Annotated in this window: 17 protein-coding genes; 15 read left to right on the top strand and 2 right to left on the bottom strand. The window is 57.0% G+C overall.

What is annotated here, in order from left to right; genetic code table 11:
* Positions 1 to 156 precede the first annotated feature (156 nt).
* From hisB to tatC, 10 genes are all read left to right on the top strand, one after another.
* Positions 157 to 753, top strand: coding sequence for an imidazoleglycerol-phosphate dehydratase HisB (hisB, locus tag KHU33_RS02825; RefSeq protein ID WP_211460997.1), 597 nt, complete (start codon positions 157 to 159; stop codon positions 751 to 753).
* Between the two features lie 158 nt (positions 754 to 911).
* Positions 912 to 1,550 carry an imidazole glycerol phosphate synthase subunit HisH gene (hisH, locus tag KHU33_RS02820; RefSeq protein ID WP_211460996.1) on the top strand — a complete coding sequence of 213 codons (639 nt, stop codon included), beginning with the start codon at positions 912 to 914 and terminating at the stop codon, positions 1,548 to 1,550.
* A gap of 76 nt (positions 1,551 to 1,626) precedes the next feature.
* The gene (gene hisA, locus KHU33_RS02815; protein ID WP_211460995.1) at positions 1,627 to 2,451 is read left to right on the top strand and encodes a 1-(5-phosphoribosyl)-5-[(5-phosphoribosylamino)methylideneamino]imidazole-4-carboxamide isomerase; all 825 of its coding nucleotides are present in this window, start codon (positions 1,627 to 1,629) and stop codon (positions 2,449 to 2,451) included.
* Positions 2,448 to 3,212, top strand: a complete 765-nt coding sequence (hisF, locus tag KHU33_RS02810) for an imidazole glycerol phosphate synthase subunit HisF (RefSeq protein ID WP_211460994.1) — start codon at positions 2,448 to 2,450, stop codon at positions 3,210 to 3,212. The genes hisA and hisF overlap by 4 nt, the downstream gene beginning before the upstream one ends.
* On the top strand, positions 3,209 to 3,607 hold the full coding sequence (gene hisI / locus KHU33_RS02805) for a phosphoribosyl-AMP cyclohydrolase (RefSeq protein ID WP_211460993.1): 399 nt from the start codon (positions 3,209 to 3,211) through the stop codon (positions 3,605 to 3,607). The genes hisF and hisI overlap by 4 nt, the downstream gene beginning before the upstream one ends.
* Positions 3,608 to 3,631: 24 nt before the next feature.
* Positions 3,632 to 4,009 (top strand): phosphoribosyl-ATP diphosphatase, encoded by a 378-nt coding sequence (locus KHU33_RS02800; RefSeq protein ID WP_211460992.1) that lies wholly within the window; start codon positions 3,632 to 3,634, stop codon positions 4,007 to 4,009.
* A 45-nt stretch (positions 4,010 to 4,054) separates the two neighbouring features.
* Complete coding sequence (locus KHU33_RS02795) at positions 4,055 to 4,426, top strand: histidine triad nucleotide-binding protein (RefSeq protein WP_211460991.1); 372 nt, start codon at positions 4,055 to 4,057, stop codon at positions 4,424 to 4,426.
* Positions 4,427 to 4,547: 121 nt separating this feature from the next.
* Entirely contained in the window at positions 4,548 to 4,760 is a 213-nt protein-coding gene (tatA, locus tag KHU33_RS02790; RefSeq protein WP_211460990.1) for a Sec-independent protein translocase subunit TatA, read from the top strand.
* A gap of 61 nt (positions 4,761 to 4,821) precedes the next feature.
* The gene (tatB, locus tag KHU33_RS02785) at positions 4,822 to 5,322 is read left to right on the top strand and encodes a Sec-independent protein translocase protein TatB (RefSeq protein WP_211460989.1); all 501 of its coding nucleotides are present in this window, start codon (positions 4,822 to 4,824) and stop codon (positions 5,320 to 5,322) included.
* A gap of 78 nt (positions 5,323 to 5,400) precedes the next feature.
* Positions 5,401 to 6,186 (top strand): twin-arginine translocase subunit TatC, encoded by a 786-nt coding sequence (gene tatC / locus KHU33_RS02780; protein ID WP_211460988.1) that lies wholly within the window; start codon positions 5,401 to 5,403, stop codon positions 6,184 to 6,186.
* A 38-nt stretch (positions 6,187 to 6,224) separates the two neighbouring features.
* Here the strand turns inward: tatC and KHU33_RS02775 are convergent, their stop codons facing one another.
* Positions 6,225 to 6,911, bottom strand: coding sequence for a DUF2461 domain-containing protein (locus KHU33_RS02775; RefSeq protein WP_211460987.1), 687 nt, complete (start codon positions 6,909 to 6,911; stop codon positions 6,225 to 6,227).
* Between the two features lie 44 nt (positions 6,912 to 6,955).
* Positions 6,956 to 8,122, bottom strand: a complete 1,167-nt coding sequence (locus KHU33_RS02770) for a Do family serine endopeptidase (RefSeq protein ID WP_211460986.1) — start codon at positions 8,120 to 8,122, stop codon at positions 6,956 to 6,958.
* A 109-nt stretch (positions 8,123 to 8,231) separates the two neighbouring features.
* Between KHU33_RS02770 and KHU33_RS02765 the strand changes: the two genes are divergently transcribed.
* The 5 genes from KHU33_RS02765 to KHU33_RS02745 form a co-directional block, all read left to right on the top strand.
* Entirely contained in the window at positions 8,232 to 8,984 is a 753-nt protein-coding gene (locus KHU33_RS02765; RefSeq protein ID WP_329956013.1) for a Nif3-like dinuclear metal center hexameric protein, read from the top strand.
* Between the two features lie 55 nt (positions 8,985 to 9,039).
* The gene (locus KHU33_RS02760; protein ID WP_211460984.1) at positions 9,040 to 9,426 is read left to right on the top strand and encodes an RNA-binding S4 domain-containing protein; all 387 of its coding nucleotides are present in this window, start codon (positions 9,040 to 9,042) and stop codon (positions 9,424 to 9,426) included.
* A gap of 361 nt (positions 9,427 to 9,787) precedes the next feature.
* Positions 9,788 to 10,444, top strand: a complete 657-nt coding sequence (locus KHU33_RS02755) for a TetR/AcrR family transcriptional regulator (RefSeq protein WP_211461050.1) — start codon at positions 9,788 to 9,790, stop codon at positions 10,442 to 10,444.
* Positions 10,445 to 10,483: 39 nt separating this feature from the next.
* Positions 10,484 to 12,274, top strand: coding sequence for an acyl-CoA dehydrogenase C-terminal domain-containing protein (locus KHU33_RS02750; protein WP_211460983.1), 1,791 nt, complete (start codon positions 10,484 to 10,486; stop codon positions 12,272 to 12,274).
* A gap of 159 nt (positions 12,275 to 12,433) precedes the next feature.
* A partial coding sequence (locus tag KHU33_RS02745; RefSeq protein ID WP_211460982.1) for a 3-hydroxyacyl-CoA dehydrogenase family protein occupies positions 12,434 to 12,942 on the top strand: 509 nt, incomplete at its 3' end.

The following is a 12,942-nucleotide window of genomic DNA, read 5'->3' as shown; positions in this document are numbered from 1 at the left end:
ATTATAAGGGCGGCTCTTTGCTGGAAAGCCAGAAAATGCCGGTAAAATGGCGGTGCGGCCCCAAAGCTTCAATAGCGGAGAAGCGGTAATATTTAGTACACTTACCTCCACGACGCCTGTGCGTCATCACATAGCAACTTTAGTCTCAAGCTCAACATGTCTACGCCTCGAACTGCATCGATTACGCGCAATACCAACGAAACGCAAATCCGCGTCTCCATCAATCTGGACGGCAGCGGCCAGCAAAAACTGAATACCGGCGTGCCGTTCCTGGACCATATGCTGGATCAGATTGCGCGGCACGGCCTGATCGATCTGGATATCGAAGCCAATGGCGACCTGCACATCGATGCCCATCACACTGTGGAAGACGTCGGCATTACTTTGGGGCAAGCATTTGCCAAGGCGATCGGCGACAAGAAGGGTATCCGCCGCTATGGCCACAGTTATGTACCGCTGGATGAAGCGCTGTCGCGCGTGGTGATCGACTTTTCCGGCCGGCCCGGACTTGAATTCCACGTACCGTTCAAGCGCGCCATGATAGGCGGCTTCGACGTCGATCTGACCCACGAATTTTTCCAGGGTTTTGTCAATCATGCACTGGTGTCTTTGCATATCGACAACCTGCGCGGCGAAAATGCCCACCATCAATGCGAAACCGTATTCAAGGCCTTTGGCCGCGCGCTACGCATGGCCGCGGAGCTGGATCCGCGTTCCGCCGGCACCATTCCTTCGACTAAAGGCAGTCTTTAAGCAGAGTTGATTAATCACTGGTTTAATCAGTAATGTGACGCTTCGATCCCTTGCCGCCGTCTGCGTGTTGCAGGTTTTCACTGGCGATGTGTTTGGCGCAAAGGCCCTTACGCAAAAGCTTATTTACCCGGACTTTTCCCCGGATTTGAATCTTTATCATGAACAAAATTGTTGTGGTTGACTATGGCATGGGCAACTTGCGCTCGGTGGCGCAAGCGCTGCGCCAGGTAGCGCCGGAAGCCGAGGTCCTTATTTCGGGTACGATTGCCGATATCCAGGCAGCCGACCGGCTGGTCTTGCCAGGCCAGGGCGCGATGCCGGATTGCATGCGCAGCTTGCGCGAATCCGGGCTGCAGGAAGCCTTGCTGGAGGCGGCGCGCAACAAGCCGCTGTTGGGTGTCTGCGTCGGCGAGCAGATGTTGTTCGACCTGAGCGAGGAGGGCAATACCGCCGGTCTGGGTTTGTTGCCCGGCAAGGTAGTGCGCTTCCGCCTGGACGGCCAGTTGCAAGACGACGGTTCGCGCTTCAAAGTGCCGCAGATGGGCTGGAACCGAGTCCGCCAGGCGCAGTCTCACCCGCTCTGGAATGGCGTTGCCGACCAGGATTATTTTTATTTCGTCCATAGTTATTACGCCGAACCGGCCAATGCGGCACATACTTTCGGCGAGACCGAATACGGCGCGGCGTTTAGCTGCGCGGTTGGCCGTGATAATATTTTTGCGACACAGTTTCATCCGGAAAAAAGCGCCAGTGCCGGTTTGCAGTTGTACAAGAACTTTGTGCAATGGAAACCTTGAGTTTCTCCGGCGCTTTTTCCTGCATCTATTCCGATACTTAATTCAGATTTTTAACTGACCTCATACTACTGTAGCCATGCTGCTCATACCTGCCATCGACCTCAAAGACGGTCACTGCGTACGCCTGAAACAAGGCGATATGGACCAAGCCACTGTGTTTTCCGACGATCCGGGCGAAATGGCCCGCCATTGGCTGGCACAGGGCGCACGTCGCCTGCATCTGGTTGACTTGAACGGCGCGTTTGCCGGCAAGCCAAAGAACGAACCGGCGGTCAAGGCCATCATCAAGGCGGTGCGCGAGTTCGCCGTGCTCAACGGCGTCGAAGAAATTCCGGTGCAACTGGGCGGCGGCATCCGCGACCTGGACACCATCGAACGCTATCTCGACGACGGCCTGAGCTACATCATCATCGGTACTGCCGCGGTCAAGAATCCGGGCTTTTTGCACGATGCCTGCAGCGCGTTTCCAGGTCAGATCATCGTTGGCCTGGACGCCAAGGACGGCAAGGTAGCGACTGACGGCTGGAGCAAATTGTCGGGCCACGAAGTGATCGACCTGGCCAAGAAATTCGAAGACTACGGTTGCGCCTCGATCGTATACACCGACATCGGCCGCGACGGCATGATGGGCGGCGTCAACATCGAAGCCACCGTCAAGCTGGCGCAAAGCATGACTATCCCGGTGATCGCCTCCGGCGGCGTGCATAACGTCAAGGATGTCGAGGCCCTGTGCGCGGTGCAGGATGAAGGCATCGAGGCGGTGATTTGCGGTCGTTCGATTTATGAAGGCACGCTTGATTTGCGTTCGGCGCAGGAACGGGCCGATGAACTGACTGACGAACTGAGCGGCGAATTCAGCGACGAAGACTTATCGGAGCAGCCCGACGCTGGCCAGCCATGACTCTCGCCAAACGTATCAGTCCCTGTCTCGATGTGACCAACGGCCGGGTGGTCAAGGGCGTCAATTTCCTTGAGCTGCGCGATGCCGGCGATCCGGTGGAAATCGCCCGCCGTTACGACGAGCAGGGCGCCGACGAAATCACCTTTCTCGACATCACCGCCTCGTCCGACGGCCGTGACCTGATCCTGCCGATCATCGAAGCGGTCGCCTCGCAGGTCTTTATCCCGCTGACGGTGGGCGGCGGCGTCCGCGCCGTGGAAGACGTGCGGCGTTTGCTGAACGCCGGCGCCGACAAGGTCGGCATCAATACTTCCGCGGTCACCAATCCGCAACTGGTGGCCGACGCCGCCGCCAAGTACGGTTCGCAATGTATCGTGGTCGCGATCGACGCCAAGCAGGTCGCGCCGGGCAAATGGGAAGTGTTTACCCATGGCGGGCGCAAGGCCACCGGCCTCGATGCGATCGAATGGGCGCAAAAGATGGAGCAACTGGGAGCCGGTGAAATCCTGCTCACCAGCATGGACCGCGACGGCACCAAGGTCGGTTTCGATCTGGCCTTGACCAGCAGCGTCTCCAACGCCGTGACGATTCCGGTGATCGCCTCCGGCGGCGTCGGCGGTTTGCAGGATCTGGCTGACGGCATCAAGATCGGGCGTGCCGACGCAGTGCTGGCAGCGAGCATTTTCCACTATGGTCAACATACTGTGCAGGAAGCCAAGCGATTCATGGCGGCACAACAGATTCCAATGAGGCTAGCATGAGCGCACTCTGGTTAAACAAGGTGAGATGGGACGAGCATGGCCTGGTGCCGGTGATTGCCCAGGAGCTCGGGTCGAATGACGTATTGATGTTCGCCTGGATGAATCGCGACGCTTTGGCGAAGACCGTGGCGTTGGGCGAGGCGGTTTACTGGAGCCGCTCGCGCAAGAAACTGTGGCACAAGGGCGAAGAGTCCGGCCATGTGCAGAAAGTGCATGAAATCCGCCTCGATTGCGATGAGGACGTGGTGTTGCTGAAAGTGACCCAGGCCGGCGACATCGCCTGCCACACCGGCCGCCATTCCTGCTTCTTTCAGAAATTTGAAAACGATAGCAAGAGCTGGGAAGCGGTCGAACCGGTGTTGAAAGAGCCGGATGATATTTACAAGCAACCTTGAACCATCAGCGGATCTGAAACAATCATGAGTGAAACTCTACAACGCCTGGCTGCGGTCATTGAATCGCGCAAACCAGCAAACGGCGGCGACCCTGCAACATCGTATGTCGCCCGTCTGTTCTCCAAGGGCGACGATGCGATTTTGAAAAAAATCGGCGAAGAAGCCACGGAAACCGTGATGGCGGCCAAGGACGCGCGGGTGGACGGCGACGTTTCCCATGTGCTGTACGAATGCGCCGATCTGTGGTTCCACTCGATGATCATGCTGGCCCAGTTCAATCTGACACCGCAAGATGTGCTGCAGGAACTGGCGCGGCGCGAAGGTTTGTCCGGGATCGAAGAGAAAGCCAATCGCAAGCTGACGGTGCGCGAGCAGCAGGAAACTGATCAAGGCAAGATCTGAATCGTTTAAGCAGCGTTGAAGAATCGTCTAAGACCCGGAGATAATTTGGAAAATTGTATTTTTTGCAAAATTGCTGCCAAGCAGATTCCTACAAAAGCGATCTATGAAGACGATGACCTGATCGTCTTCCATGACATTAATCCGGCCGCGCCTATCCATTTCCTGATTGTGCCCAAGCAGCACATCCCGACTCTCGCCGATTGTAATGAGGCGCACGCTGCTTTGTTGGGTAAAATGCTGCTGCTGGCGCCGCGTCTGGCGCAAGAACAGGGCTGCGGTTATCAGCTGGACGGGCAAGGCCACGCCAGCGGCGGCTACAAGACGATGTTCAACGTCGGGCCTGATGGCGGCCAAGAGGTGTACCATTTGCATATGCACGTCATTGGCGGACCAAGGCCGTGGCGCGGACAGCGCTGAATCCGCTGGATTCGCGTTCAGCGGCAGCGACAACTGCAGAGGGTTGGCAAGGGCTTAACGGTTAACTTAACGGTTAATTTTATTTGGCAGGATCGGGCGATTGTCCGACAAGGAGAAAGAAATGGGTTCGTTCAGCATTTGGCACTGGTTGATCGTGCTGGTTATTGTCATGTTGGTATTTGGCACCAAGAAAATCAGCAACATGGGTTCCGATCTGGGCAAGGCAGTCAAAGGCTTCAAGGACGGCGTCAAGGGCGAGGAAGAAAAGCCGGCCGCCACTGACAAGCCGACGATTGATGTCGCCGCCAAAGAAAAGGACAAGTCCGGCAACTGAGTCATGGTTGCCGGCGCATGCGTATGACGCCGGCCCGACTTAAGGTTTGCCGCAGCTCTCCATGATCGATATTGGTCTTACTAAACTCGCTCTGATCGGCGTCGTTGCACTGGTTGTCATCGGGCCGGAGAAATTGCCGACCGTAGCCCGCATGGCGGGGTCTCTGTTCGGCCGTGCGCAACGCTACATCAATGAAGTCAAATCGGAAGTCAGTCGTGAGATTGAACTGGAAGAATTGCGCAAGATGCAGCAAGAGGTGCAGGAAGCCGCCAACGATATCGAGCAAAGCATATCTAGTAGCGTGTCAGATGCCAAAGACTCGCTGCACGCCGCCTGGAACGATAGCAGCAGCGTCAGCTCCTCCGCCGACAGTTTCAATGTCGAGCAACTGGCGATCAAGGCCAAGAGTTTTCGCAAGAAAAAGCTGGCGCGCACCAGCGCCATTCCCGCCTGGTACAAACAACAAAGCGGCCAAAAGGCGCGCGTCTTGTCCGGCGCCGCACGCGTTGCCAAATATCGCCCGGCCAGCCAAGGCAAGACGTCCGGTTCATTTTTTTCATGATTTCACGCATCGCCTCAAGGCAATCGAGGCCAATGCTGATATCCGCAGATCCGTTTGTTTGCAAAACACCGTGCTCCCATGACTGAAGAACAGAAAACCAGCGGTTTCGAGAAAACCGGCGGCGTCGAAGAGACGTTCATTTCGCATCTGGTGGAATTGCGTAACCGCATCATGAAGGCGTCGATCGCGGTGATCGTGGTCTTCCTGTGCCTGATGCCTTGGGCCGCGCATATCTACGATTTGCTGGCGGCGCCGATGCTGGCGGCTTTGCCGGTGGGCAGCAAGATGATCGCCACCGGCGTCATCACGCCGTTCCTGATCCCGGTCAAGGTGACTCTGCTGCTGGCTTTTGTCATCGCCCTGCCGTGGGTGCTGTACCAGTTGTGGGCGTTTATTGCGCCAGGCTTGTATGCGCATGAAAAGAAACTGATCGCACCGCTGGTGATTTCATCGTCTGTATTGTTCATCACCGGCGTCGCCTTTTGCTATTACCTGGTGTTCGGCGTGATCTTCCGCTTCATTAACAATTTTGCGCCGAAGTCGGTCTCGGTGGCGCCGGATATCGATAGTTATTTCGATTTCGTGATGACCATGTTTCTCGCCTTCGGCATGACTTTCGAAGTGCCTATCGTGGTGATCGTGCTGGTGCGCATGGGCCTGGTTTCGCTGGAAAAGCTGAAATCGATCCGTCCATATGTGATTGTGGGCGCCTTCGTGGTAGCAGCAGTGGTGACGCCGCCGGACATCATGAGCCAGTTGCTGCTGGCCGTACCGCTATGCCTGCTGTACGAGATCGGCTTGCTGGTGGCGCCGCTGTTCGTCAAAGCGACGCAGGCGCCGGCTGAATCGGAAGAGAGCATCTGAACCCGCTGAGCGGCTGCCTGGCCGCTCAGCGCCCAACATCACTCGGCGATCGGGGTCTTGATCTGCCGTAACCAGCTTACCAGCGGGTAGGCGTCTTTAAAGCCCGCCACCAGTTCTTTCTCCAGCGCGTCCGACAACATCTTCTTCAGCGCCTGCTCTTTCCAGACGATAAAGTTTTTCAGCTTGATATATTCGATGTGCGGCGAGTCCGCGTCGAAGCCTTTGGGCGGACGCGTCAGCTGGCCCTCGGTCTGCAAATTCCCGTAAGTCGCCATCAATTTCTTGTTTTTCAACAGCTTGCCAAAGCCGCTGGCATCGGCGACCACTTGCTGGCGGATCGCCCGCAAGCGGTCGGCCGGCGGCATGTATTCGCCGCCGGCGATAAGCAAGGTGCCGCTGGCGTCGATATGGAAATAATAAGCAGGGCCGCCGCCTTGGCTGGGTTTCTTCAGGCCGCTGGCCGTGATGGATGCCGAGAAATAGGTCTTGTAAGGACTCTTGTCGTGCGAGAAGCGCATGTCGCGGTTAATCCGGAACAGTGCTTTTTTTGGATTGCAGCCGGCAATCGCCGGATCGAATTTGCTGATCTGCGCGATCAGGCGCACCACCAGTTCGAGGAATTCTGCGCGCAAGATATCGTAGCGCGGCTTGTTCATCACAAACCAGGCCCGGTTGTTGTTCTCCGACAGTTCGGCGAGGTATTGGGTCAGATCACGTACGTGCATTGCGTGTTTCCTTTGTGCGATTGCGGGCGGGCAGCCTGGCCCATTTATTCTGTCTCACGTTTCATCGGCGGCCGCTTGCCGATAATGGCTTCTACCGTAGTTTCCTTGGTTTTGCGCAATACCGTCAATTTTGCCTTGCTGCCAGGCTGCAATTGGGCAATCAGATTGGTCATGTCGGTGCTGTCGGCGATCGGCTTGCCTTCGATCGCCACCAGGATATCGCCCGGTTTCAAGCCCGCCTTGTCGGCCGGGCCATTCTTGATCACGCCGGCGATGATGGCGCCGGTGCTTCTGTTCAGGCCAAAGCTTTCCGCCAGTTCCGGCGTGATGTCCTGCGGTTCTACGCCAATGTAGCCGCGCACCATGTGGCCGGTGTTGATGATGGATTCCATCACGGCTTTTGCGGTAGTCATGGGCACCGCGAAACCGATCCCGAGCGAGCCGCCGGTGCGTGAATAGATGGCGGTATTGATGCCGATCAGGTTGCCGTTGGTGTCGATCAAGGCGCCGCCGGAATTGCCGGGATTGATCGCGGCGTCGGTCTGGATGAAGTTTTCAAACTGATTGATGCCAAGATGACTTCTGCCCAGCGCCGAAATAATTCCCATCGTGACGGTCTGACCGACCCCAAACGGGTTGCCGATGGCCAGCACGACGTCGCCGACGCTGGCCTGGTCGGCACGGCCCAGGGTGATCGCAGGCAGGTTCGGCATATCGATCTTGATCACCGCCAAGTCGGTTTCCGGATCGGTGCCGACCACCTTGGCGTTGGCGGTGCGGCCGTCGGCCAGCGCCACTTCGATTTCATCGGCAGCTTCGACCACATGGTTATTGGTCAGGATATAGCCTTGCGAACTGACGATAACGCCTGAGCCGAGGCTGGACTGCTTCTCTTCCGCATCGTCGCCGCGATCGCCGAAAAACTTCCGGAGCAGAGGATCCTCCAGCACTTCAGGGCTGACCGGCTTGGCGTCTTTGCTGGTGAACACATTGACCACCGACGGCATCGCCCGTTGCGCGGCCTGACGATACGAACCCGGCGCAGGGGTTCCCGGCGCTGCTTCTTGCAGCGGTATCTTGGAGGCGGAGATATGCAAGGGCGAGCTGGTCAGGGCGCCGTTTATCCAATCCGGCTTCAAGGTCGTTACAATGAACCAGATCGCTAAACCGATGGTGATGGTTTGCGCAAATAACAGCCAGAAACGTCGCATAGTGAAGTCTTAAGTGGGGTCGGAAGTCGGGAATCAAAAAATCGGAAATCAGAAATCGGGAGTCGAAAATCGGGAGTCGAAAATCGTGAGCCAAAAATCGGTAAATCCGGTGAGTCGTATCAAACTGGCAGAGTATCTTGCCGAAGCATTAAATATTACACAGTTCCGTGATTATTGCCCAAATGGCTTGCAGGTGGAAGGACGGCCTGAAATCAGGCGTCTGGTCACCGGCGTCACCGCCAGCCTTGCTTTGCTGGAGGCCGCCGTGGACAGCGGCGCAGACGCGGTCCTGGTGCACCATGGCTATTTCTGGCGCGGCGAGGATGCGCGTGTCATCGGTTCCAAATATAAGCGTCTGAAATTGTTGTTAACGCACGATATCAATTTATTTGCCTATCATTTACCGCTCGATGCCCATGCGGAGTTCGGCAACAATGTGCAATTGGCACAGCAGCTGGGGCTGCTGCCCAACGGCCGCTTCGGCGAGGATAATCTGGGCTGGCTGGGACGCGTGAGCGATCCGCAGGTAAGCACGGTGGGTGAGCTGGCGGGCCTGATCGAACGCCAGCTGCATCGTGCCCCGGTCCTGATCGGCGACCCGTCCCAGCGTTTGGCGCAAATTGCCTGGTGCACCGGCGCTGCGCAAAACTTGCTGGGCGATGCGATTGCCGCCGGCGCCGGGGTCTACATCAGCGGCGAGATTTCCGAACCGACCGTGCATCTGGCGCGTGAAGCCGGCGTGGCTTACCTGGCGGCCGGCCATCACGCCACCGAACGTTACGGCGTGCAAGCCCTGGGCCGCCATCTGGCTGAGCGCTTCGGCTTGCAACATCAATTCATCGATATCGATAACCCGGTTTAAACGCACGGTGCGGACCATTGTGCGCGGACCATTGATACAGACGGCAGATCACAGCATGAGTAAAACAGTCGAAGCAGTACGTATCGACAAATGGCTTTGGGCGGCGCGGTTTTTCAAGACCCGCACGCTGGCGAGCGACGCCATCGATAGCGGCAAGGTCAGGTTGAACGATGAGCGTACCAAGCCGGCGCGAAATCTCAAGACCGGCGATATCCTGGCGATCGATAATGGCGCCAGCGTCTGGCAGGTGGTGGTGCTGCAACTGGCCGATAAGCGCAGTGCGGCGGCGATTGCGCAGACGCTGTATCAGGAAACGGAAGAAAGCGTGGCCCGCCGCGCTGCGCTGGCGGAAGACCGCAAGTTCTTCCGCGAACCGACGATGCAGATCAAAGGGCGGCCGACCAAGCGCGACCGCCGTTTGCTGGATAAGACGCAATCATAGCAAACCATTATCTGATGGCGATTTGATATCGCTTTCGCGCAATTTTCCCGCTAGTTTGAAGATGCCCGGAACATTTGCAAGCGCCGGTTCTCTGAGCCAGGCCGTATAAATCGTGACCTGTTGGTGGTCTATTAAGCCTCCGTTAAGCCTCCGTTAAATTTCGAATCAGCTCTCGGTAGAACTGCCCCTCTAAGTCGCTGTTTGACATTTGGATTCTGGTGCATAATAGTACGAGCGTTCGCATTATTGCTGGCATCAGCCGTCAAGCAAGCCGACGCTGAATTTATCCAGGCTTATTATTCAGACATAACCAGACAGAGACAGGACTATCGTGGCACATACTGACATGCCGCCGAAATTCATGCGTAAAGGCGAAATGACGCGCGCAGCGATTCTGGACGTCGCCATCACGCTGGCGAGCCGGGACGGCCTTGAAGGTCTGACGATTGGCTTGCTGGCCGAAAAGATGAACATGAGCAAATCCGGCGTGTTTGCCCATTTCGGCTCGCGCGAAGATCTGCAGATCGAAGTGGTGAAGCTGTACCACCGCCAGTTCGAACAGGAAGTGTTCTATCCGAGCATCAAGGAAGCACGCGGCCTGCCGCGCCTGGAAGCCATGTTTGCGCGCTGGATCCGGCAGGTGACGATTGAGATCGCCTCCGGTTGCATCTATATCAGCGGCGCGGTGGAGTACGACGACCGTCCCGGTGAAATCCGCGAGCAGCTGGTGACCATGGTGCGGACCTGGCAGCAGGCTTTGCATCGTTGCGCGGTGCAAGCAATCGAAGCCGGTCATCTGCGTGCCGATACCGACGCCGACCAGCTGGTCTACGAGATGTACGGCTTGATCCTGGGCTTGCATCACGATGCACGTTTCCTGAAAAAAGCCGGCAGCGTGGAGCGCGCTCAAAAAGGCTTTGATCGCCTGATTGACAGTTATCGCAACGCCAAGCCGCTTTCGGCTGTAAAGAAATCCGCACAAACGAATCAAAAAATCGCTGCCAAAACGGCGGCTTGATCGAATCAATCCAATAAATCCAATCATCAGGAGAGCACCATGGGTCAATACGTCGCGCCACTGCGGGATATGCAATTCGTCATGCACGAGTTGCTGCATGTAGAAGATGAACTGAAGCAGTTGCCAAAGCATGCCGAGATCGATGCCGACATCATCAATCAGGTGCTGGAAGAGGGCGGCAAGTTCACTTCTGAAGTGCTGTTCCCGCTGAACCATTCCGGCGATCGCGAAGGCTGCCGTCACGACAAGGCGACGCACACCGTGACCACGCCTAAGGGCTTCAAGGAAGCCTATAAGCAGTATGTGGAAGCCGGCTGGCCTTCATTGTCATGCGATCCGGAATTCGGTGGCCAGGGCCTGCCGCTGGTGATGAACAATTCATTCTATGAAATGATGAATTCGTCGAACCAGGCCTGGACCATGTACCCGGGTTTGTCGCACGGCGCTTACGAATGCCTGCACGCCCATGGCACGCCAGAGCAGCAAGCGCTGTACCTGCCGAAGCTGGTGTCCGGAGAATGGACCGGCACCATGTGCCTGACCGAAGCCCATTGCGGCACTGACCTCGGCCTGCTGCGCTCGAAAGCCGAGCCGCAGGACGACGGTTCTTACAAGATCACCGGCAGCAAGATTTTCATCTCGGCCGGCGAACACGACATGTCGGCCAACATCCTGCATCTGGTGCTGGCGCGTTTGCCAGGCGCACCGGAAGGTTCGAAAGGCATCTCGCTGTTCCTGGTGCCGAAATTCCTGCCGAATGCAGACGGCTCGCTGGGTGCACGCAATCCGATCACCTGCGGCGCGATCGAAGAAAAAATGGGCATCCACGGCAATTCGACTTGCCAGATGAATCTGGACGGCGCTACCGGCTGGATCATCGGCGATGCGCATAAGGGTTTGAACGCGATGTTCGTGTTCATGAACGCAGCCCGTCTCGGGGTCGGCATGCAAGGCCTGGGGCTGACAGAAATCGCCTACCAAAACGCATTGGTTTACGCCAAAGACCGGATCCAGATGCGCAGCCTGTCCGGCATCAAGGCCAAGGACAAGCCAGCCGATCCGATCATCGTCCACCCAGACGTGCGGCGCATGCTGCTGACCGCAAAAGCGTATGCAGAAGGCGCACGCGCATTCTGTTCTTACGTCGCGCTGCAGCTGGACAAGGAACTGAACCACCCGGACGAAGCAGTGCGCAAAGATGCGGCTGATGAAGTCGCGCTGCTGACGCCGGTGGTCAAGGCTTTCATCACCGACAACGCCTGGACCGCAACTTCGGAATGCATGCAGGTGTACGGCGGCCACGGTTTCATCGCCGAATGGGGCATGGAGCAATATGTACGCGACGCCCGCATCAACATGATTTACGAAGGCACCAACACCATCCAATCGCTTGATCTGCTGGGCCGCAAGGTGTTGATGGACAACGGCGCCAAGCTGAAGAAATTCGGCGCCAAGGTGCAGGCTTTCATCGAAGAGAACGGCGCCGACGAAGCGCTGTCGGAATTCATCACGCCACTGGCCGATCTGGGCGACAAGGTCAGCAAGCTGACCATGGAAATCGGTATGAAGGCTTTCCAGAATCCTGACGAAGCTGGCGCCGCAGCGGTGCCTTACCTGCGCGTGGTTGGCCATCTGGTGTATGCCTACTTCTTTGCGCAAATGGCAAAGATCGCGCTCGCCAAGCAAGACTCGGGCGACCAGTTCTACGTTTCCAAGCTGGCGACCGCACGTTTCTATTTCGCCCGTCTGCTGCCGGAAACGGCAATGCTGATTCGCCAGGCGCGTTCCGGTTCGGCCAGCTTGATGGCGCTAGACGCTGACTTGTTTTAATTCTTACTGCAAGATGAATCTGGAGGCCCAGGCTTCCAAAATTCATCGTGCAGCCTTTGCAGCAGAATTTGTATTTTTATTTTTGCGGGAAAGAGATAGCGCAATACCTGATTCGATCTAATCCGAATCGCTCTTTCCTCAACCAACCAGGAGACAACAGTGTCCAATTTCATCGTTAAAAAAGTCGCCGTTCTGGGTGCCGGCGTGATGGGCGCCCAAATTGCCGCCCACTGTCTGAACGCCAAGGTGCCGGTCGTACTGTTCGATCTGCCAGCCAAGGAAGGTCCGAAAAACGGCATCGTCCTGCGCGCTATCGAGAACCTGAAAAAACTCAGCCCGGCGCCGCTGGGCAACAAGGACGATGCCGCGCTGATCGAAGTCGCCAACTACGAAGACAACCTGGATGTGCTGGCCGGCTGCGATTTGATCATCGAAGCGATTGCCGAGCGCATGGACTGGAAGCATGACCTGTACAAGAAAGTCGCGCCGCATATTGCGCCAAACGCGATCTTCGCTTCCAACACTTCGGGTTTGTCGATCACTGCCTTGTCGGAAGGTTTCGACGCTGAACTGAAAGCGCGCTTCTGCGGCGTGCACTTCTTCAACCCGCCGCGCTACATGCACCTGGTCGAACTGATCCCGACCGCTGCCACCAAACCGGAAATCCT

The sequence above is a fragment of the Collimonas silvisoli genome (genome assembly GCF_018305005.1).
Classification (GTDB): domain Bacteria; phylum Pseudomonadota; class Gammaproteobacteria; order Burkholderiales; family Burkholderiaceae_D; genus Collimonas; species Collimonas silvisoli.
The sequence above is the reverse complement of the archived record's forward strand: the minus strand, read 5'-3'. Positions and strand labels throughout refer to the sequence as shown.

Coding starts and splice junctions, on each gene's coding strand:
- hisB (WP_211460997.1), top strand. CDS start 157: ATGTCTACGCCTCGAACTGCATCGATTACGCGCAATACCAACGAAACG.
- hisH (WP_211460996.1), top strand. CDS start 912: ATGAACAAAATTGTTGTGGTTGACTATGGCATGGGCAACTTGCGCTCG.
- hisA (WP_211460995.1), top strand. CDS start 1,627: ATGCTGCTCATACCTGCCATCGACCTCAAAGACGGTCACTGCGTACGC.
- hisF (WP_211460994.1), top strand. CDS start 2,448: ATGACTCTCGCCAAACGTATCAGTCCCTGTCTCGATGTGACCAACGGC.
- hisI (WP_211460993.1), top strand. CDS start 3,209: ATGAGCGCACTCTGGTTAAACAAGGTGAGATGGGACGAGCATGGCCTG.
- KHU33_RS02800 (WP_211460992.1), top strand. CDS start 3,632: ATGAGTGAAACTCTACAACGCCTGGCTGCGGTCATTGAATCGCGCAAA.
- tatA (WP_211460990.1), top strand. CDS start 4,548: ATGGGTTCGTTCAGCATTTGGCACTGGTTGATCGTGCTGGTTATTGTC.
- tatB (WP_211460989.1), top strand. CDS start 4,822: ATGATCGATATTGGTCTTACTAAACTCGCTCTGATCGGCGTCGTTGCA.
- tatC (WP_211460988.1), top strand. CDS start 5,401: ATGACTGAAGAACAGAAAACCAGCGGTTTCGAGAAAACCGGCGGCGTC.
- KHU33_RS02775 (WP_211460987.1), bottom strand. CDS start 6,911: ATGCACGTACGTGATCTGACCCAATACCTCGCCGAACTGTCGGAGAAC.
- KHU33_RS02770 (WP_211460986.1), bottom strand. CDS start 8,122: ATGCGACGTTTCTGGCTGTTATTTGCGCAAACCATCACCATCGGTTTA.
- KHU33_RS02760 (WP_211460984.1), top strand. CDS start 9,040: ATGAGTAAAACAGTCGAAGCAGTACGTATCGACAAATGGCTTTGGGCG.
- KHU33_RS02755 (WP_211461050.1), top strand. CDS start 9,788: ATGCGTAAAGGCGAAATGACGCGCGCAGCGATTCTGGACGTCGCCATC.
- KHU33_RS02750 (WP_211460983.1), top strand. CDS start 10,484: ATGGGTCAATACGTCGCGCCACTGCGGGATATGCAATTCGTCATGCAC.